20 protein-coding genes and 4 tRNA genes are annotated in these 19,228 nt (G+C 39.9%); 18 read left to right on the forward strand and 6 right to left on the reverse strand.

The window, feature by feature from the left end:
* The 4 genes from IO68_RS22445 to smpB all read left to right on the forward strand — a co-directional run.
* Positions 1 to 600: inovirus-type Gp2 protein (locus tag IO68_RS22445; RefSeq protein WP_023013004.1), on the forward strand; the 600-nt coding region annotated here is incomplete at its 5' end.
* A 75-nt stretch (positions 601 to 675) separates the two neighbouring features.
* Positions 676 to 1,650, forward strand: a complete 975-nt coding sequence (locus tag IO68_RS22450; RefSeq protein WP_023013005.1) for a hypothetical protein — start codon at positions 676 to 678, stop codon at positions 1,648 to 1,650.
* Position 1,651: 1 nt separating this feature from the next.
* The gene (locus tag IO68_RS22455; protein ID WP_007481164.1) at positions 1,652 to 1,846 is read left to right on the forward strand and encodes a helix-turn-helix transcriptional regulator; all 195 of its coding nucleotides are present in this window, start codon (positions 1,652 to 1,654) and stop codon (positions 1,844 to 1,846) included.
* A gap of 127 nt (positions 1,847 to 1,973) precedes the next feature.
* On the forward strand, positions 1,974 to 2,447 hold the full coding sequence (smpB, locus tag IO68_RS22460) for an SsrA-binding protein SmpB (RefSeq protein ID WP_023013006.1): 474 nt from the start codon (positions 1,974 to 1,976) through the stop codon (positions 2,445 to 2,447).
* A 42-nt stretch (positions 2,448 to 2,489) separates the two neighbouring features.
* On the opposite strand, the gene IO68_RS22465 is transcribed toward smpB, so the two are convergent.
* From IO68_RS22465 to rluD, 3 genes are all read right to left on the reverse strand, one after another.
* Positions 2,490 to 3,062, reverse strand: coding sequence for a flavodoxin family protein (locus IO68_RS22465; RefSeq protein WP_023013007.1), 573 nt, complete (start codon positions 3,060 to 3,062; stop codon positions 2,490 to 2,492).
* Positions 3,063 to 3,142: 80 nt separating this feature from the next.
* Positions 3,143 to 3,883 (reverse strand): peptidoglycan editing factor PgeF, encoded by a 741-nt coding sequence (gene pgeF, locus IO68_RS22470; protein ID WP_023013008.1) that lies wholly within the window; start codon positions 3,881 to 3,883, stop codon positions 3,143 to 3,145.
* A 147-nt stretch (positions 3,884 to 4,030) separates the two neighbouring features.
* Entirely contained in the window at positions 4,031 to 5,080 is a 1,050-nt protein-coding gene (rluD, locus tag IO68_RS22475) for a 23S rRNA pseudouridine(1911/1915/1917) synthase RluD (protein WP_031234748.1), read from the reverse strand.
* Positions 5,081 to 5,151: 71 nt separating this feature from the next.
* Between rluD and IO68_RS22480 the strand changes: the two genes are divergently transcribed.
* Both IO68_RS22480 and IO68_RS22485 read left to right on the forward strand, forming a co-directional pair.
* A complete protein-coding gene (locus IO68_RS22480; RefSeq protein ID WP_004881127.1) occupies positions 5,152 to 6,243 on the forward strand; it encodes an outer membrane protein assembly factor BamD in 1,092 nt (363 codons plus the stop codon).
* A 133-nt stretch (positions 6,244 to 6,376) separates the two neighbouring features.
* On the forward strand, positions 6,377 to 8,260 hold the full coding sequence (locus IO68_RS22485; protein ID WP_023013009.1) for a DNA primase: 1,884 nt from the start codon (positions 6,377 to 6,379) through the stop codon (positions 8,258 to 8,260).
* Between the two features lie 6 nt (positions 8,261 to 8,266).
* Here IO68_RS22485 and hemA read toward each other — a convergent pair whose 3' ends face one another.
* Entirely contained in the window at positions 8,267 to 9,550 is a 1,284-nt protein-coding gene (gene hemA, locus IO68_RS22490; RefSeq protein ID WP_023013010.1) for a glutamyl-tRNA reductase, read from the reverse strand.
* A 79-nt stretch (positions 9,551 to 9,629) separates the two neighbouring features.
* Here hemA and IO68_RS22495 point away from each other — a divergent pair, with 79 nt between their 5' ends.
* From IO68_RS22495 to IO68_RS22545, 12 genes are all read left to right on the forward strand, one after another.
* A complete protein-coding gene (locus IO68_RS22495; RefSeq protein ID WP_031234749.1) occupies positions 9,630 to 11,348 on the forward strand; it encodes a tetratricopeptide repeat protein in 1,719 nt (572 codons plus the stop codon).
* A gap of 4 nt (positions 11,349 to 11,352) precedes the next feature.
* On the forward strand, positions 11,353 to 11,934 hold the full coding sequence (gene lolB, locus IO68_RS22500; RefSeq protein ID WP_023013012.1) for a lipoprotein insertase outer membrane protein LolB: 582 nt from the start codon (positions 11,353 to 11,355) through the stop codon (positions 11,932 to 11,934).
* A gap of 14 nt (positions 11,935 to 11,948) precedes the next feature.
* Positions 11,949 to 12,782 (forward strand): 4-(cytidine 5'-diphospho)-2-C-methyl-D-erythritol kinase, encoded by an 834-nt coding sequence (ispE, locus tag IO68_RS0116855; RefSeq protein ID WP_031234750.1) that lies wholly within the window; start codon positions 11,949 to 11,951, stop codon positions 12,780 to 12,782.
* Positions 12,781 to 12,855, forward strand: a tRNA-Gln gene (locus IO68_RS22505). The genes ispE and IO68_RS22505 overlap by 2 nt, the downstream gene beginning before the upstream one ends.
* Positions 12,856 to 12,883: 28 nt before the next feature.
* Positions 12,884 to 12,958 (forward strand) — tRNA-Gln (locus tag IO68_RS22510).
* Positions 12,959 to 12,976: 18 nt separating this feature from the next.
* A tRNA-Gln gene (locus IO68_RS22515) sits at positions 12,977 to 13,051 on the forward strand.
* A gap of 86 nt (positions 13,052 to 13,137) precedes the next feature.
* Positions 13,138 to 13,212, forward strand: a tRNA-Gln gene (locus IO68_RS22520).
* A 100-nt stretch (positions 13,213 to 13,312) separates the two neighbouring features.
* Positions 13,313 to 14,266: a ribose-phosphate pyrophosphokinase gene (locus tag IO68_RS22525; protein ID WP_004881140.1), complete on the forward strand. Its 954-nt coding sequence runs from the start codon at positions 13,313 to 13,315 to the stop codon at positions 14,264 to 14,266.
* A 95-nt stretch (positions 14,267 to 14,361) separates the two neighbouring features.
* A complete protein-coding gene (rplY, locus tag IO68_RS22530; protein ID WP_004881142.1) occupies positions 14,362 to 14,658 on the forward strand; it encodes a 50S ribosomal protein L25 in 297 nt (98 codons plus the stop codon).
* A 19-nt stretch (positions 14,659 to 14,677) separates the two neighbouring features.
* Positions 14,678 to 15,259 (forward strand): aminoacyl-tRNA hydrolase, encoded by a 582-nt coding sequence (pth, locus tag IO68_RS22535; RefSeq protein ID WP_023013013.1) that lies wholly within the window; start codon positions 14,678 to 14,680, stop codon positions 15,257 to 15,259.
* A 145-nt stretch (positions 15,260 to 15,404) separates the two neighbouring features.
* Positions 15,405 to 15,785, forward strand: a complete 381-nt coding sequence (gene panD, locus IO68_RS22540) for an aspartate 1-decarboxylase (protein ID WP_004655255.1) — start codon at positions 15,405 to 15,407, stop codon at positions 15,783 to 15,785.
* Positions 15,786 to 15,958: 173 nt separating this feature from the next.
* On the forward strand, positions 15,959 to 17,749 hold the full coding sequence (locus IO68_RS22545; RefSeq protein WP_007481140.1) for a patatin-like phospholipase family protein: 1,791 nt from the start codon (positions 15,959 to 15,961) through the stop codon (positions 17,747 to 17,749).
* On the opposite strand, the gene IO68_RS22550 is transcribed toward IO68_RS22545, so the two are convergent.
* Both IO68_RS22550 and IO68_RS22555 read right to left on the reverse strand, forming a co-directional pair.
* Positions 17,746 to 18,921, reverse strand: coding sequence for a hypothetical protein (locus IO68_RS22550; RefSeq protein ID WP_023013014.1), 1,176 nt, complete (start codon positions 18,919 to 18,921; stop codon positions 17,746 to 17,748). The genes IO68_RS22545 and IO68_RS22550 overlap by 4 nt on opposite strands.
* A 14-nt stretch (positions 18,922 to 18,935) precedes the next feature.
* Complete coding sequence (locus IO68_RS22555) at positions 18,936 to 19,148, reverse strand: hypothetical protein (RefSeq protein ID WP_004881146.1); 213 nt, start codon at positions 19,146 to 19,148, stop codon at positions 18,936 to 18,938.
* Between the last annotated feature and the right edge of the window lie 80 nt (positions 19,149 to 19,228).

Below are 19,228 nucleotides of genomic sequence, written 5' to 3' on the forward strand. Positions count from 1 at the left end.
TGTTTTCTCAGCACACATCAATTAAAGGGATGTCGAAAACTGATAGATGCCTGCTTTGAACGATGGTCAAAGCTCTTGGTATTACGCATTGATTTTGGATTCAAAATTCCAGATGAGATCGTAGAATCCAACTATCACTTAAATGACCTCAAGCATGAGTTTCATTCTTTAGACAAGCTTGTGTTGCTAAAAGAGTTACTGAGACAGTTATTGAACAACCGTAGACATAATTCAATCTTGAGTAAGATCAAGGCCTACATATTCAAATTTGAACACGGTATCAAGAAAGGTTTTCATGCTCATGCCATCCTAATTCTAAACGGCAATGAATGCCAAAAAGATGGCTACTACGCACATGAGATTACAGAGTACTGGAAAAAGCTCACGCACGGTAATGGCTGCACCTATAACTGCCACATGGCAAAACAGAAATATAAAAGATTAGGTATCGGTATGATTAACCACCTCGACAGTGAAAAACGTATAGTTTTAGACGAATGTCTTCAATACCTGTGTAAAGCGGATCAAGCATTTATATTCAGAACACTGGATTCATCTGAATATAGATCAATGCAAAAAAGCCAGAAGCCAAAAAAATGAGCAACGCTGGCCGACCACGCAAAACATCACAAGACGACAAGTCTTCCGTAAATAAAAAAAGCGGAGGTAAGTAATATGTTTAAGAAAAATGATGCTCCGTTACTTCATTCAGCGTATATGAGCAAAATTGCTAGAACCACTCAACCGCACCCAAGCCCAGTTGATATTGGAGAAGTTAGTAATGAGTTATCGAAAGTTCGTTTGCCCAGTCAAACTGTCTTTCCAACGTATGGTTTGGCCCGTCAAACTTTTCCTGAAACTGTAGATAAGTTAATAAAGTCAATGCAATGGGTACATCATTTACCATGGGTAAATGGCACAATGAACTTAAGGCTACACCCTCAACTATTTCTCTGTATTGAATTAGCAAAGCGACATGGGGTAGTTGATCAACAGCTTTCTTGGGGAGCTGATCCTATAAGAGGCTCTAATTTCATTCGTGAATTTCAAGATATTCTGCTAACTCATCATTTTAAAGAGTTAAAAGAAGGTTGGGATGATGCTCATAAGTTTAGTGATCAAGAGCTTAGCGATGCCCTAAAAGCAGCCCAGAAAGAATCAAACGGGTTCGCATTCCATGAATTCATATCCATAATGGATTCATCACACCTGCATTCTCCTCAATTAAATCAATTTATTGAGGATGTAAAAAATGGCTTCATCAATAATCTGGAGGATGAACAATTACTGGCGGTTCTTTTGAAAAAAGAACCATTACCTAACAGACAGATGAAATTACGATTCATCATCCTAATAAAACGTGATTTCTTGGATAGCCCTGCACACCTCACAAACTTTAGTTTTTTTGAAAAGATAAAGTTTAATGTGGAACAAACTTACGGTTGCCACATCTTTTACGACCCATCGCTGTTGAATGGCTATATGCAGAGTAATCTTTTTCACAAGAAAACTCAGTCATTCAAAGAGCAGATAAAGCAACTGAGAATTTACCTTACAGGTACTGATGCTTTATACAGGATTGGGAGCGTAGAACCGACATTTAGTGTTTTGCATACGAAAGTCAAAACTCAAAATTTAGAGGGAGTGTAAAATGGGTATTGCACATAGCTTTAAAATTGATCGTAGAATTCGAGCAAAAGAGTTTATGGCTCTTCTTTCGATTGGTAGAACCAAGTTTTATCGAATGATAAAAAATGGGGAAATTCCACAGCCAATCAGAGTTAGCGAGAAAGAAGTCTTTTGGCACGAATCAAGTGTGAAAATAGTTGTAGAAAAACATAAGTAAAATTCTGATATGATAGCCTGCTAAACGCAGGCTTTCTTTTTTAAATTAAGAGCCTTTTAAAACGGGTAACTAAACGGGTAACTCGAAAAAACTCTAGAATTTAATTATTCATTTTCAAAAGGTTGAGATGAACAAGATTGTTGTAAAAAAACATAATGGTGGCGCGATTGCTCAAAATAAAAGAGCACGTCACGATTACTTTATCGAAGAAAAATTTGAAGCAGGTATGTCATTACAGGGCTGGGAGGTTAAATCTCTTCGCGCTGGTCGTATGAGCTTGACTGAAAGTTATGTCATTTTCAAAAATGGCGAAGCATTTTTATTTGGTTCGCAAATTCAACCGTTGTTATCAGCTTCAACACATGTGGTTCCAGAAGCTACACGTACACGTAAATTATTACTTTCGCGTCGTGAGCTTGAACAACTCATGGGTGCAGTGAATCAAAAAGGTTATTCATGCGTGCCTTTGGCATGTTACTGGAAAGGTCATTTAGTTAAACTTGAAATTGCATTGGTAAAAGGTAAGCAAATGCACGATAAGCGAGCGACTGAAAAAGACCGTGATTGGCAACGTGATAAAGCACGTATGTTGCATAAGTAATAAAAAACCTCCAACTCATGGAGGTTTTTTTTAATCTTCTAATTAACTAAAAGAATGCTTTAATCTTAATTCAGCCAAATATTTACCAAACTTTCGAGCGGTTTCCAAATCACCTTCTGGCGGCGTAATTTCGACACTGGCATTATCAGATTGTGTCATTAGACCAAGAAAACTCGACATACGGTTAATGTCTAGTGGACTACGCCCTGTCGGCATAAACGGTAAGCCTGCCCATAACATGCCATGTTGCATCGCAAACAAATTAATTTGCTGTAATACCGCTAATTTATCACCACTTAAACCACCGCCATTGGTAAAGCCTGCAGCAATTTTTCCTTGCCATGTACGCGCTAACCAACGTTTAGAAGAGTCTTCCATAAATTGTTTCAATGCAGACGTTAGACTGCCCATATAAGTTGGGCAACCCATCACGATGACATCTGCTTGATCTATTAAATCCCACTGTGGTGCAGCGACAGAAATAAGATGCACATCTGCACCTGCTTGCTCTGCGCCTTGAGCAATATATTGTGCAACTTTTGCCGTATGCCCATAAGGACTATGATAAATCACACAAACGTTGACTTGGGGAGTAATTTGCTCAATAACAGACATGGAAAATTTAAAAACCAATGAATTAGATCAAGTTTAACATTTTTAAACCACTCAAGGCGAATCAGCAATGCAAGATATATTTATCGCATAAAAACAAATGTCGCCATTCGTCCTGTTTTAGGATCACGGCGGTAAGAAAAATAATCTTTATCTTGCTGATAAGAGCACTGATTCCCACCTAAAACAGTTTCCACACCGAAACGATTTAAAATAAATCGTGCAATCGCATATAAATCGGCTTGGTATTTACCTTCAAATTGACCAGCAATAAAAGCGCTTTCCAATTCAGGATATTTTTCGCAAAAAGCAGCTTTTACCTCAGCACCGACTTCAAAACAAGGCTGACTAATCGCCGCACCCAACCATGCCCACGTTGGTTGTGATTGCATTTCAGTCACTGTATTTTCAATAATACCATTGGCCAAACCACGCCAGCCTGCATGTAGGTTCGCAACCTCTGTCCCTTCGGAATTGCCGAGTACAACAGGAAGACAGTCCGCTGTCATCATCATTAATGCATGACCTTGGCGCTGAGTCACCAGACCATCACCTTCAAGTGCGATAAATGGAATTTGCTCATTGATCGTATGACAAATAGTGCTGTGTGTTTGCGTCATCCACGTTATTTTATCAACACCAAATTCTGATAGCTGATTTAATAAGATCATCCGATGCTGTTGCACACGCTGTGCATCATCATTGACATGTAGCGCTAAATTAAAACCAGCTAAATGATTATCGGATGTTGCAATCGTTTGTGCATTTTCAATACGTGTTTGCCCTACGAAAATACCTTTGGGTAAACCTTGTACAAATTCCATAAATATCTCCTGAGCTATATTTTCTACCGTCAACCTCTCCCTAGCCCTCTCCTAAAAGGTATGGGAATTTAAAACATTGCAAGATATTGAATTCACAAAAGTCTCCCTCCTTAAAGGAGGGAAATTTAGAGGACGGTAGAGCTTTACTTAATACGCTTCATTTTCACTACGAAGAACTTCAACCAATTGAGTGAAATCCTCTGGCCACGGTGCTTCAAACATCATTTCTTCGCCAGTGCGTGGATGTACTAGACCAAGCTTAGCGGCATGTAGTGCTTGACGTTTAAAGCTACGCAGCATATCGGTTAGTTTTTCTGAAGCGCCGGCTGGAAAACGAACGCGATTCACATAAACAGGATCACCAACTAAACCATGACCTAAATAACTAAAATGCACACGAATCTGGTGCGTACGACCAGTTTCAAGCTGCGCTTGAATACGGGTAAAGTCTCGGAAGCGTTCTTTGACATTATAGTGTGTTACCGCATCACGCCCACCGGGTAAAATCGCCATTTTAACGCGGTCAACTGGATGACGTTTGATTGGTTCATCAATCGTTCCGCCTGCAATGATATTACCGTAGGCAATCAAATCATAAACGCGATAAACCGTTTTCTTTGCCAATTGTTTACTCAATGAAAATTGAGCTTCCAGATTTTTAGCAACGACCAATAAGCCACTGGTGTCTTTATCAATACGATGAACAAGTCCAGCTCGTGATAGCTCAGCCAGTTTTGGCGCGTGATAAAGTAAGGCGTTCACTAAAGTTCCCGTTGGATTGCCCGCGCCTGGATGAACAACCATGCCCACTTCTTTATTGATCACAATAATATCGTCGTCTTCATAGACAATATTGAGCGGGATATTTTCAGGCTGACTCGATGTTTGTGCTTCAAGCTCAACATCTAGGGTTAATACTTCATTACCTTCACAACGGTACTTTGGCTTAACCGTGTTACCATTTACCAACAGATGACCGTCTTTCATCCACTGTTTAAGTTTCTCACGAGAAAACTCACTCCAGACGAGTGCTGCGACCTGATCAATACGTTGACCTAAATAGTCTTCATCAAGTTGAATTTGCAACGATAAACGTGTTGCAGTTGAGTCAGAATTATGATTATCTGCATCGACAGAATCTTCAAGTAAGAAATCTGTTTCAGAGATGTTTGAATTGGAAGATTGTGCTGAAGTCATTTGATGATCGGTACAAAAGTGGTTTAATAGCACCATTGTAGCTCATTGCCCAGAATAACAGAGGAGTTTTTATGTCGCTACCACGTTATAAAATTACGATGCTTGCGCTTTCTTTAGGTGTAGCATCTGCATTTGTGGGCTGTAGCAGCAATCCAAGCAAAAAAGAAGTGGTTGATAAAGGACCGCAATCAAGCGAACAGGTTTATTTTGATAAAGCACAAAAATCGCTTGATCGTAATCAATATACTGATGCCGTAAAATCGCTAGAAGCTTTAGATACTTACTATCCTACTGGACAATATACACAACAAGCACAGCTTGAACTTCTCTACGCTAAATTCAAACAAAAAGATTATGAAGGTGCAATTGCACTAGCTGATCGTTTCATTCGCTTAAATCCACAACATCCAAATGTTGATTATGCCTACTATGTTCGCGGCGTTGCGAACATGGAAATGAACTACGACAGTTTGATTCGTTATACCTCATTACAACAATCACATCGTGATGTCAGTTATATCAAAGTTGCCTATCAAAACTTTGTTGACCTCATTCGTCGTTTCCCAAGTAGCCAATATTCTGTTGATGCGGCACAACGCATGAAATTTATTGGTCAAGAACTTGCTGAAAATGAAATGAATGCTGCACGATTCAATATTCAGCGTAAAGCATGGTTAGCTGCTGCTGAACGTGCACAATGGGTGATTGAACATTACCCTCAAACACCACAAACACCTGAAGCATTAGCAACTTTAGCTTACAGCTATCAAAAACTTGGTGATCAAGCGACTTCTCAACAATATATCGAGATTTTAAAACTCAATTACCCACATTTGGTTAAATCAAATGGTGAAGTGAATTTACGCGCTGCACGTAAAGAAGGTAGCTGGATTAATCGCGCAACATTAGGTTTATTAGGACGCGAGTCTAAAACTGTTGATGCTAAAAATGTCGAAACGACCAGTGAAACTGAACAGCGTAGCTTAACCAATCGCCTCACTTTAGGCTTATTCGACAAACCTGAATCTGAGAAAACAGCACCAGAGCCCGTTGCAGCACCAGAAACACCGACTCAGGAAAAGAGCTGGACGAATCGTCTAAGCTTTGGATTATTAGATAAACCTGAACAACAAAATACAACTGAGGAAGATGCTGCAAACTAATTTGCAATCATCTGATACAGCAAACAGGCAAGTCTCCCTTGCCTGTTTTTTATTTTATGCAACAATGGTTCCTGACATTTTTGCACTGTAATAATGTCTTAGTCTTACTCCTGTCTGAAATGGTTTAACGCACATGGCAATTCCACAGCATACGATTGATCAAATATTAGATCGAACCGACATTGTCGATTTGATTGGTCAACGTGTGAAGTTAAAAAAGACTGGACGAACTTATTCTGGTTGTTGCCCATTTCATCAAGAGAAAACACCATCTTTTCATGTTTATCGAGATAAACAATATTTTCATTGCTTCGGCTGTCAGGCCAATGGTAATGCCATTCGTTTCTTAATGGATATTGATGGACGTAACTTCATTGATGTGATGAAAGAACTGTCGAATAAGACAGGCATCGATCTGCCGAAAGACAATCACGACAATAAAAAACTCTCGTATAAACGTAGTCCACAACCAACTCCAGCAGCACAGCTACCTGTAACACAAGATAAGACAACTGAGCTTAATCCTCCAATTCAAACGCCGATGGATGATCATTTCATCGACATGGATCGTTTTATGGATGATCCTTTTGCCCAGTTCGATCCATCATTTATGGTGGATGAAAATGTACAGGAAGGAAACCTATATGACTTACTGGAAAATGTTGCGCAATTTTATGAACGCCAACTGCCCAATAGTCAAAAAGGACAGAATTACTTCAAACAACGTGGTTTATCAGCACAAACAATTCAATTTTGGCGTTTAGGTTACGCTCCTGAAGACTGGCAACATTTAGAAAAAGCCTTTCCTCAAGATATTGAAGGGTTAAAACAAATTGGTTTGATTCGATCAAGTGATAGTGGTCGAGATTTTGATTTATTACGTGACCGCGTTATTTTCCCTATTCGTGATCATAAAGGTCGTGTAGTCGGATTTGGTGGTCGTGCACTCAATGATGAAATCAAACCCAAATATATTAACTCTCCTGATTCAGAAGTCTTCCACAAGAACCAATTACTGTATGGCTTATATGAAGGGCGTAAGCTTAAAGCCAATGATTGGCTAATGGTTGAAGGCTATATGGATGTCATCGCCTTGCAGCAGTATGGCATTAATGGCGCTGTTGCGACACTAGGAACAGCAAGTAATGCAGATCACTTAACCACACTATTTAAGCAAAACTCACGAATCACTATCGCTTTTGATGGTGATGCTGCTGGACAAAAAGCAGCACGTCGTACCTTAGAAATTGCACTGCCCTTACTCAATGATGGTCGAGAATTAAAGTTTTTTGTCCTTCCTAATGAACATGATCCTGATTCTTTAATTCGCCGTGAAGGCTTAGAAAACTTCCAAAAACTATTGCAACAAGCTCCCTTGTTATCTGATTTTGTATTTGCACATTTAACGGGACAGCATGATGTAAGCTCCCCTGAAGGCAAAAGCTTAGTTATGGGTGAATTACGAGATCTAACTGAATTACTGCCTAAACAAGGCTCATTCCGTTATCTACTCACACAATCCTTTAGAGAAAAATTAGGCTTAGGTAAACGCTTTACACCGCAAATCAGTCATGATGCTTCTTTATCTTTTAATATCCATACCAAAGATGAAGATTTTGCAATTGCGATCTTAATGCACCACCCATTTTTATATATTCATTTTGAAGAATTACGAGCCGTCATCGACCAAACTGAACTATTAGCCAAAATTTTGGCTTCATTAAATATAGTATTTGATGATTTGCCCGATGATCAGGAATTGGCAACTTATTATGTGCTGGGTGCATGTAGCAGCTATAGCCATGAAATTGCAGACATTATGCAACGAACCAATATTCAATCGCTCACGCAAGCACCAGAAGTTGCAGATAAACTGGCTAAAGAATATGCACTCGGTTTACAAGAGAAGTATTTAAGATTAAAACTTAAATCACCGATTACACTGATTGAATCAAGAAATCTGCGTCAACAACTCAATGAATTGACCAAGCAAATCAGTTTACGCTTATTGTCTTAATTGTTGCTATTGTCTTGGTTTACGTTCGTGCTCAAACACATCGTGCAAATGTTGTTGCAACCATTCAAAGTAATCTGGGTTTTCAGATTTCGCAGCTTCTCTTAAAAGAATGGAGGTTGGATGCATTAACTTTTGTGTTAAACGATGTGCGAACTCATGTAAAACCTGTTCAGCTGTATGACCATGCTGTAAAGACTCTAGGGCATGGTTAAGTTCCAATTGACTCATTTCTTCACTGTGCTGACGGTATGCTTGAATCGCACCACTCGCCTCTTTAACCTTTTGCTGTGTAAGTAACTGTGTCGCAAGCTGATTGACCATTACCTCTGCTTCAACCGCCGCTTGACGACGTTGCGCAAGATTCTCATCAATCACACTTTGTAAATCATCAACACCGTATAAATAAACGTTATCTAATGACTCAACTTTTGGATCAATATCGCGCGGCACAGCCAAGTCAACCATCAGCATTTGTTGATAGCGACGCTTTTTTAATGCAGATTTGACATCACTATATCCAATGACTTGATGCAAGCTTCCCGTACAACTAGAGACGACATCAGCACGATAAAGATTTTTTGCTAGCTCATTAAACGGAATGATTTCAACTTCGACTTGATGTCCAATTTCTTGGGCAAGAAGATCTGCACGTTCACGACTACGATTACAAATCATAATCTTAGCAACACCCATCTCAGCTAAATGCTTGGCAACAAGTGTATTCATCTCACCAGCAGCAACCATCATAACTGTCAATTTTTCAGGATGGCTAAATACCTGTGATGCCAATTGAGCAACAGCATAACCCATTGAAACAGCATGGCTTCCAACCGAAGTCTCTGAGCGTACTCTTTTTGCTGCATAAAAAGCATATTCAAAAACACTGTTGAGTTCAGCAGATACAGTTTCAGCATCTTTTGATAAAGCAAGAGCGCTTTTGACCTGCCCTAAAATTTGCGGTTCACCCAGCATCAATGAGTCTAAACCACTCGCTACTCGCATCAAGTGCGTAATAGCCTGCGCATTTTCGTAACGATAAACATGATGAATTAACTGTTTTACATCAATATTATTCACTTGGGCTAGCCAACTGAGAATGCAATCGGCATCTTCAGTCATGGCGTAAACTTCGGTGCGGTTGCATGTAGAAACGACAACCATGTCTTTTAAAGCAGGATTTTGTCGTTGTTCAAGCAATAGCTCAGCTAATCGCTCTGCATTAAAAGCGATTTTTTCTCGAAGTTCGACAGAAGCTGTTTGATGGTTGACACCCAATGCAAAGAAAGACATATCAGATCATCATTTCGCTAAATTTATGTTATTGTGCAACATCGGTGTCATAAAAAGCATTACTTTGGATCAATAAAAATTGCGTCAGCTATATCGCCGTAAACATTTTAGCGGCAAGACGATTAGACGGTATTCTACCACAATCTTGTTGTTAGGTAGCATGAGCTCTTATGCCTCTGCTCAAGCAATACACGAGATGTATGCGGATAAAAGCTTTGAAAATGCGTTGCAACAAAGTATGGTGGCTGAATTTTCTCTTGCTTATGACGATATTGCAACTGCTCTACACAATTATACTGTGCTAGCTATCCGCAGTAATTCCACAACCATTAAACAACGTGCTTTAGATATCGCATTAGAATATAACGACTTGCAAGCAGCACTAGATATCGCAACACATTGGGTTGAACAAGAGCCGACTGATGTTCCAGCCTTATTCTATTTATCTCATATTGCATTAAAAACCCATGAGTATGAACTCGCTGCAGAAACACTCGATAAAATTTTAAATATTGATCCAACTGCAGATTTAGAAGAAATTTTAGCGGGGATCGCACCAGAACAACCACAAGATCGAGATATTTTGCTTAATGCTTTACGAGCAAGTAAAGAGAAAAACAATCCGTCTATTTTGGCATTAATCGCAGGTTTGGAAGCCCAAAATGGCTTGTACGAGCAGGCATTGAACAATATCAATCGTGCACTTCGCAAACGCTCCAAATCGACCAGTTTCATTTTAATGAAAGCCAATCTATTAATTGCTTTACAAGATGATGAGGCAACTAAAGATTGGTTTGCTAAAGCAAGCCGCCGTAATAAAGATAATTTAGATATTCGCTTAGCCGAAGCGCGTTACTACATTCAGATTAATGAGCAGAAAGAAGCATTAAGTAAACTTGAAAGCATCATTAAAGACCATCCTGATGCCCAAGAAGCACTTTTTATTGCAGGCTTAACCAGTATTGATTTGAAGCAATATGAGAAAGCTGAACAATATTTAGTTGATCTACGCACATCAGCTAAATATCAAAACGAAGCTTACTACTATTTGGCGATTAATGCCCAACGTAAACAGCATTATGAAACAGCTAAGGCATATTATCGACTTGTCGATGGCAGCCTCTATATCACCTCCCGACGCAATATGATTGCGATTTTTGATAAGCAAGATCAACTTAATGATGCGCTTCGTTTTCTAACTCAAGAGCGTGTCAATTATCCGCAGCATGCCAGTTTCTTATATCAGGCCCAAGCTGATATTTTGAAAAAAATGAATAATAAAAAAGCGGCACTGGCCTTGCTTGATGAGGCGATTAAGAATCTTCCTGATGATCCGGAGTTGATTTATGCTGAAGTTTTATTACTCGATCCATTCACCGATCGAGACAAACTAGATAAAACGCTTAAACAGCTTTTAATTATTGAACCTAATAGCCCAACATATCTGAACGCTTATGCATATACCTTAGCTCTGCAAAACCGCAGGCTTAAAGAAGCTCGTAAATATGCAGAACTTGCACTGGAATATGCTCCTGAACAAGCATCAATTTTAGATACATTAGGCTATATTGCCTTTCTACAAAATGATTTTGACACCGCAGTTAAAGTGCTCGGACAAGCTTACGCATTGAGTCAAAATGTAAATATCGGCATCCGATATGCAAAAGCTTTGTATATGCAAGGTGCATTAACGCAGTTTAGCGATGTGTTACAGCAACTGAAACAAAATCATGCGAATGCCCCACAATTACAACAACTTGATAGCTTAATCTTACCTGTAACCGTAAAAAAGAGTTAAATCCATGCGTTTGTTTTCAAAATTATGCGTTGCAGTATGTAGTAGCAGCGTTCTATTCCTTTCAGGTTGTCAGCATTTCAGCCAACCCAAACAAATCCAGATTGCACCGCAATTACAAAATGAAAATAACTTTAGTCTGCAAGGCAAAATTGGTGTTCGTACACCGCAACAATCTGGCAGTGCATTTTTTACTTGGTTACAGCAGCAAGATCAGTTTGATATCGAACTCACTGGTATTTTGGGTGTTGGCAAAACTCAGATTCAAGGCAAACCAGGCGAAGTCACTCTAAACAGCGCGAAAACAGGCTTAATCACAGCGACAACCCCTGAAGAGTTACTAGAAAAAGCGACGGGCTGGCAAGCTCCAATTATGCATTTAGCTTACTGGGTTCAAGCAAAGCCAGCAACACCAAATGCTCAAGTAACAAATGATGAGCAAAACCGTCTAAAACAACTCATAGAAGATGGTTGGACGGTGGATTTTAGCTATAACGATGCTCAAACATTACCCAACAAGCTCTTGCTCAAACAATCACTTGCAGAAGGTAAAGAAAACCGTATTACAATGGTTATTCAAAACCGATAATTTAGATTCTTTTTATGATTAGAGTGCCTTCCCCTGCCAAATTGAATTTATTTCTTCACATTACCGGTCGTCGTGAAAACGGGTATCATGAATTACAAACCATCTTCCAACTTATTGATTTATATGACTGGATGAATTTTAAAGCAATTGACGGTGAAGACATTCAAATCGAAGGATTAGATGACGTTCAACTTGAACAAAATTTAATTTATCGTGCTGCGCAGTTACTTAAGCCGCATGCAAAAAAACCATGTGGATTAAATATTCATATTGAAAAAAATATCCCAATGGGAGCTGGGCTTGGTGGTGGTTCATCGAATGCAGCCACGACTCTGATTGTACTTAATCAATTGTGGCAATGTGAACTCAGTGAACAGCAACTAGCCGATTACGGTGTCAAGCTCGGTGCTGATGTTCCGATCTTTATTTTAGGTCGAAATGCATGGGCTGAAGGTATCGGTGAACATTTATCATTCATAGACTTAGCTCAAAAAAAATTCATAATTTTAAAACCTGACTGTTTTATCAGCACTCAACAGCTTTTTTCGCAAAAAACATTGACAAGAGATTCTAAGATCACTACATTTTGCGCCTATCAGTTACAACCTTCTAGTTTTGGAAATAACTTTGAACCTTTGGCTCGACAGTTATACTCAGAAGTAGATGAAGCAATGCGATATTTAGATCAGTTTGGTCTAGCTAAGCTTACAGGTACAGGTGCTTGTGTTTTTACTGAAGTAACCAATGAAATGAATGTAGAACAGATTTTGCAAAATGCGCCTTGTAAAGCTTACTTGGTTAACAGTTTAGCAGAATCACCTCTCAGACATTTTAAAGTTACACGTTAGGGGCGTCGCCAAGTGGTAAGGCACCGGGTTTTGATCTCGGCATCCGTTGGTTCGAATCCAGCCGCCCCTGCCAATTTTCACCTGTAGATGTATGTAATAATAGGGGCGTCGCCAAGTGGTAAGGCACCGGGTTTTGATCTCGGCATCCGTTGGTTCGAATCCAGCCGCCCCTGCCATTACATATCATCAAATCTAGGGGCGTCGCCAAGTGGTAAGGCAGCGGGTTTTGATCTCGCCATCCGTTGGTTCGAATCCAGCCGCCCCTGCCATATCTTTAAGACAGACTTGTTTTACATCGGTATTTGCTCAAATATATTGACATTATCTTGTAAAACTATTAAAGTTCTGCCGCATTAGGGGCGTCGCCAAGTGGTAAGGCACCGGGTTTTGATCTCGGCATCCGTTGGTTCGAATCCAGCCGCCCCTGCCATATAATAGATTGTTTCTAAATTACCCGTTGGAAAAACTTAAAGTTTTTCCCTTGCGCTCGGTCGAAGCAATGCTTCGCTTAACCCTCGCTCAGGTGCTTCATGCCCAATCTTGTCGTTTTCAGTGGAAGTGCTCATCCACAGTTCGCCCAAAAAGTCGTAAGCCATTTACATATTCCACTCGGTGCTGCTTCTGTAAGCAAGTTTTCTGATGGTGAAATTTCAGTTGAAATTACTGAAAATGTTCGTGGTAAAGACGTTTTTATCGTTCAATCTACTTGTGCGCCTACCAACGATAACCTGATGGAAATCTTGGTTATGGCTGATGCTTTGCGTCGCGCAAGTGCTGGTCGTATCACAGCAGTAATTCCGTATTTCGGTTATGCACGTCAAGATCGTCGTCCACGTTCTGCTCGTGTTCCAATTACTGCTAAAGTTGTTGCAGATATGCTAACAACTGTTGGGATCGACCGTGTGGTAATGATCGACTTACACGCAGACCAAATTCAAGGTTTCTTCGATATTCCAGTTGACAACATTTATGGTACGCCAGCGTTATTGGCTGACTTACGTCAACAACAACATGACAACTTGATGGTTGTTTCACCTGATGTAGGTGGTGTTGTTCGTGCGCGTGCTGTTGCAAAACAATTGGGTGATATCGATTTAGCTATCATCGATAAACGTCGCCAAAAAGCAAATGAATCTCAAGTGATGCATTTGATTGGTGATGTGAAAGATCGTGACTGTGTCATTGTTGATGACATGGTAGATACTGCAGGTACGCTTTGCAAAGCTGCTGATGCACTAAAACAATTTGGTGCTCGTCGCGTTATTGCTTATGCAACTCACCCTGTTTTATCAGGCAAAGCACTAGAAAACCTTCGTAACTCTGTCATTGATGAACTTGTTGTAACAGACACGATTCCTCTTTCAGATGAAGCTTCAAAACTCGGTAAAGTTCGCCAAGTTTCTGTTGCTAGCATGGTTGCTGAAACAATTCGTCGTATCAATAACGAAGAATCTATTAGCGCAATGTTCGATAGTTATCTATAATAGCCCAGCTTTTTTCTTAAACCCTAGCTCGCTAGGGTTTTTCTATCACTAAACTGGTCGCAAGTTTAGTTACTTAACTCTCTGAGGATATGCCCATGGCAAACTTCGTATTAAACGCTCAAGCACGTGAAGAAGCACAACAAGGGAAAGGTTCGAGCCGCCGCCTTCGTCATGCTTCTTTAATTCCAGCTATCATCTACGGTGGCAGCGCTGAGCCTGTAGCAATCACTTTAGAGCTTCGTGAAATCGTTAAAGCTTTAGAAAACAACGCTTTCTTCGAAGAAGTTATCGAAATCAAAATCGGTGACAAAGTTGAAAACGTTAAAATCCAAGCATTACAACGTCACCCAGCTAAAAACACTCCTATGCACGCTGACTTCAAACGCGCATAAGTGTTAAAGGCGTAAATTAGTGTCAAATATTTCGCTAATTGTTGGTTTGGGTAATCCTGGAAAGGAATATGCCCAAACCCGCCATAATGCAGGCTTTTGGTTCGTTGAACAGCTTGCAGATCGTTATGGTATTAATTTAAAAGCTGATCCGAAATTTCATGGATACAGTGGTCGTGGTCAAATTGAAGGCCATGATGTTCGATTGTTATTACCAACCACTTTTATGAACCGTTCTGGTCAAAGTGTTGCCCCTTACGCTAAATTCTATCAAATTGCACCTGAAACAATTCTTATTGCTCATGATGAACTTGATATGGATCCAGGCGTTATTCGTTTAAAAACAGGTGGTGGACACGGCGGACACAATGGTCTTCGTGATATCGTTCCCCATATTGGTGCTAATTTCCATCGTTTACGTATTGGAATTGGTCATCCAGGTTCAAAAGAACGTGTTTCTGGTCATGTGCTAGGCAAAGCTCCAAGCAGTGAACAAGATTTAATGGATGCAGCAATTGATCATGCACTCTCAAAAGTGAAAATGCTTGTTGACGGACAAGTTTCACAAGCCATGAATCAAATTAATGCTTACAAACCCGCTTAAACTTAAACTGAATTGTTGATCAATCACGCTTGCTATATTGCACTTTTAAGCGCAAAATGCGCATCAAACCGCCTACACCCTGCGGAAAACGTGACAAGTCAACCATAAGATTTCCATCTTAGGTCTTACTCAGGAGACGCTAGCCATGCTATCTCGTTTATTAAAATGTAAAATTCACCGTGCAGTTGTGACACATGCAGAGCTTCATTATGAGGGTTCTTGTGCAATTGATGGTGTGTTAATGGACTTAGCAGGGATTCGTGAATACGAAGAAATCCACGTATGGAACGTAACTAACGGCAAACGCTTCACAACTTACGCAATCCGTGGTGAAGATGATTCAGGTATTATTTCAGTTAATGGTGGCGCAGCACATCAAGCTGACGTTGGTGATTTAGTGATTATCGCAACTTTTGGTGATTTCACTGAAGTTGAAGCGAATCTTCACAAACCACGCCTCGTCTATGCAAATCCAGACAATACAGTGAATCACACAGCAAACTGTATTCCTGTACAAATTGCATAAGCAAAAGATAAAATTTAAAAAGCCAGTCACGATGAACTGGCTTTTTTATGTCTAAATAAAAGCAAACTTATAAATATTGCATGAAATTAGCTTTTATCTGTTTACGTAATCTGACTTGTAAAACAGGCATATGCTTTATTAAATAAAAAGACAATAAAGATAACTCGAAGAATATGGATATTATAACGACTCTAAGCAAAGCAACGCTTTTTGCTGAACTAGATCAATCTATTTTGTCGACATTGGCGATGCACTGTCATATTCGTCACCTACAAACAGGACAAGAACTTTATAAGGTTAATGATCAAGCTAACTACATCTACATTATTGCTTATGGCAGAGTAAAATTAGCGACACCTTCAGGTTTAGTTACCTATCTTGGGCGGAATGAAATTGTTGGTGAAATGGGCGTGATCTCAAATCAACCGCATCACGGAACTGTTAACGCATTAAGAGACACAGCTTTAGTCGTTATTCCTAAGCAACAATTCATTGAGTTTATTACCCAACATGCCAATATCTTATTTACTCTCTCTCGCTTGATTATTAGTCGCTCACAACCTGAACTACAGCATATTCATGCGATGAGTCATAGCCGCACGCTTTCAGTAATTCCTGTTTCATCTCAAATACCTGCCACACACCTAGCTGAAAAGCTGACTGAACATTTGCAACGGTGGCCACATGTTCGTCTAGTCACCGCTGCACATGTTGATGCGTTATTTGGTGAGGGCTTTAGCCAAACACCATTGGACTATAGCGTAGATGATCTTAAGCTCCGACAATGGTTAGCAAGCTTAGAGGAAAAACATTGTTATGTTCTATATGCAGCACATAACAATGAAGATGAATGGACTAAACGCTGTTTACATCAAGCAGATCGCATTCTAATCCTCGCAGAAGCCAATCAAACACCAATTCATACCAAACTGGTTGATGTACTTAATCAGCATAATTGGCAAAGTCCAATTGAATTAGTGCTATTGCGCTCTGAAGGAGATCCCTCTCCTCATACGCTTGTTTGGAAAAAGCTTTACCACGCTCGAGCACATTATTTTATTCACCCTTGGGCTCAAGCAGATATTTGTGCCGTCGCTCGACAAATTTCAAGCCAAGGCTTAGGTTTAGTGCTCGGCGGCGGCGGTGCACGAGGTTTTGCGCATATCGGTTTAATTCGCGCACTTGAACAACTGCATATTCCTATTGATATCGTTGGCGGAACCAGTATGGGCGCATTCGTTGCAGCTCTCGTTGCCTGTGGATTTGATAGTGTAGAAATGACGCATATTGCTTATGAAACCTTTGTAGCCAGAAATTATTTAAATGATTACACCATGCCGAGAGTTTCATTGATTCGAGGACAACGCTTTCATGAAAGATTGCACGCAATCTTTGGACAACGAAAAATAGAGGAGTTAAAACAAACCTTTTACTGTATCTCTACGAATCTGACGACAGGTCAAGCCATGATTCATGATCAAGGAGAGCTTGCAACGTGGGTTGGAACCAGTATGAGTGTCCCCGGTGTCGCTCCTCCTGTAGCTTGGCATGAAAATTTACTTTGTGATGGAGGCGTAATTAATAATTTACCGACGGATGTCATGCAAAATCTTGAGAGAGGAACGGTGATTGCCAGTAATGTGAGCTTACATGATGATATCCGCGTTCCCGGTATTGGTTTAGACAAACCCGATCAAAGTGCTTTATTAAATTGGAATAAAATCATTAAAGATAAACTACTACATGCACCAAGACTCGCTGAAATCCTAATGCGAACCGCAACACTTGCCAGCGACACCATGATTCAAACTGCTGCAATCGAACGTGCAAACTTACATATTCGAATGCCAATTGAAGGCATTGGTATGTTTGACTGGCATAAACTAGACGAACTCGTTGAACGTGGTTATGAACATGCCTTAGAGACCTTATTACCGATTAGAAATACTCTCCCGACCAGTTAAACTGAAGTATGAATCTGAAAGCGATGTAATAACTCATCTAAATATTGATAGGTTTCAATATCTAATTGCCTCATGTAAACGTCCAAAATTTTGTGGCACTGTTGTTGTTTAGGAATAGGCATACGTCGCATAATATCAAACGTCACCTCCCATTTTGAGCGTAACAAAGATGCATAAGCAATATGATGCAGTACGAACTCATCAATCTGCGCAATTGCAGTCGCGACAGCCTGCCTTGCTTCATCATGCATATAACTTACGATCACCAACATATCAGCCCAAAGATCACAACGATCAGCGGCCTCAACAATACTTTGAATGATCTCCACTTTTCTTAAAGCAGGTAAATTAGCGACAAAAATTTGTGCATGCGCAGATAAACATGCAACCACTGGCAGCATATCCTCCCAAAGCTGATCTTCTTGGGTGGCTTGGATAATCGCATTAATCACTACTTCCCCTTGCTGCACAGCTAAATCCCCAAGCTCCTGTTTTAGTCCATAACTGATATAACTCATCAGTGCCAAAACCTTTGGCCATATCAGCCGTTGCTCAGGGTCACCAATAATTAGTAATGCCTGTTCAATTCGCTGCTTGGGTAAGACATGAACTAAATGATCGATTTGCTCTCTCGATTCAATATAGAATGCAATTTCCAAGAGGTCACTTTCACTTTCAACAATCTGAGCAACATCTTGTAAAACCGAATCAGATAACATGCTGACAAATCGTCCCATCGTGACAAAATCACGTTGCGCCAATAATACCTTGGTAATATCAGTAATTTGATGCGTGGTTAAATAACCCAATAACTCTCTGGCTAATCGAGGATCAAGATGAACAGAAATTGCCGCTACGGTTTTCGGGGGTAAATGCTTTACAATCCGATAAGAACGCTCGGTGGATAAATACACAGCAATTTGTGCCACGATATAAGGCTGTAAAAAGTGTTTAACCATAAAAACACTAATTCCCAATGGCAGCCAATTTACCCATCCAGCCAAATGCTTAAAACGCAATTTTTGTTGATTTTGTAATCTGTCTAATATTGCAAAACGAAATTGTCTCAAGCTCTCTGGTGCAGTCTGCTGCATGAAAGCCAACTCTTGCTCTGATACATTTAAAATTCTTGCGAGCTTAATGATTTCTGCCTGTACTGCTAATCGAGTCATCGCATCTATCCATGTTATTTTTGTTTGAATAACCAACGTAAAAAGAATGGTGTCTGGTACAAACTTTGATTCATTTTCTTTTCTTCATTTTGCATTGCTTCAGATAACTTCTGATTGAGCCATGCTAAATCACGATCTGACATTTGAGAGAATGCTTTTAGGCTCATTATCGGCCGATGTAATTGTTGTGCCAAACATTCTATTTCAGTCTTATTGTTTTGATCCATGAACCATTCCTCCATGTTATTGTTGTTTTATCTAATGAGTTTATGCCCATTATTAACTGATTACTAGTTTCACAGATTAA

The sequence above is a fragment of the Acinetobacter sp. COS3 genome, assembly GCF_000475335.1.
Taxonomy (GTDB): Bacteria; Pseudomonadota; Gammaproteobacteria; order Pseudomonadales; family Moraxellaceae; genus Acinetobacter; species Acinetobacter venetianus.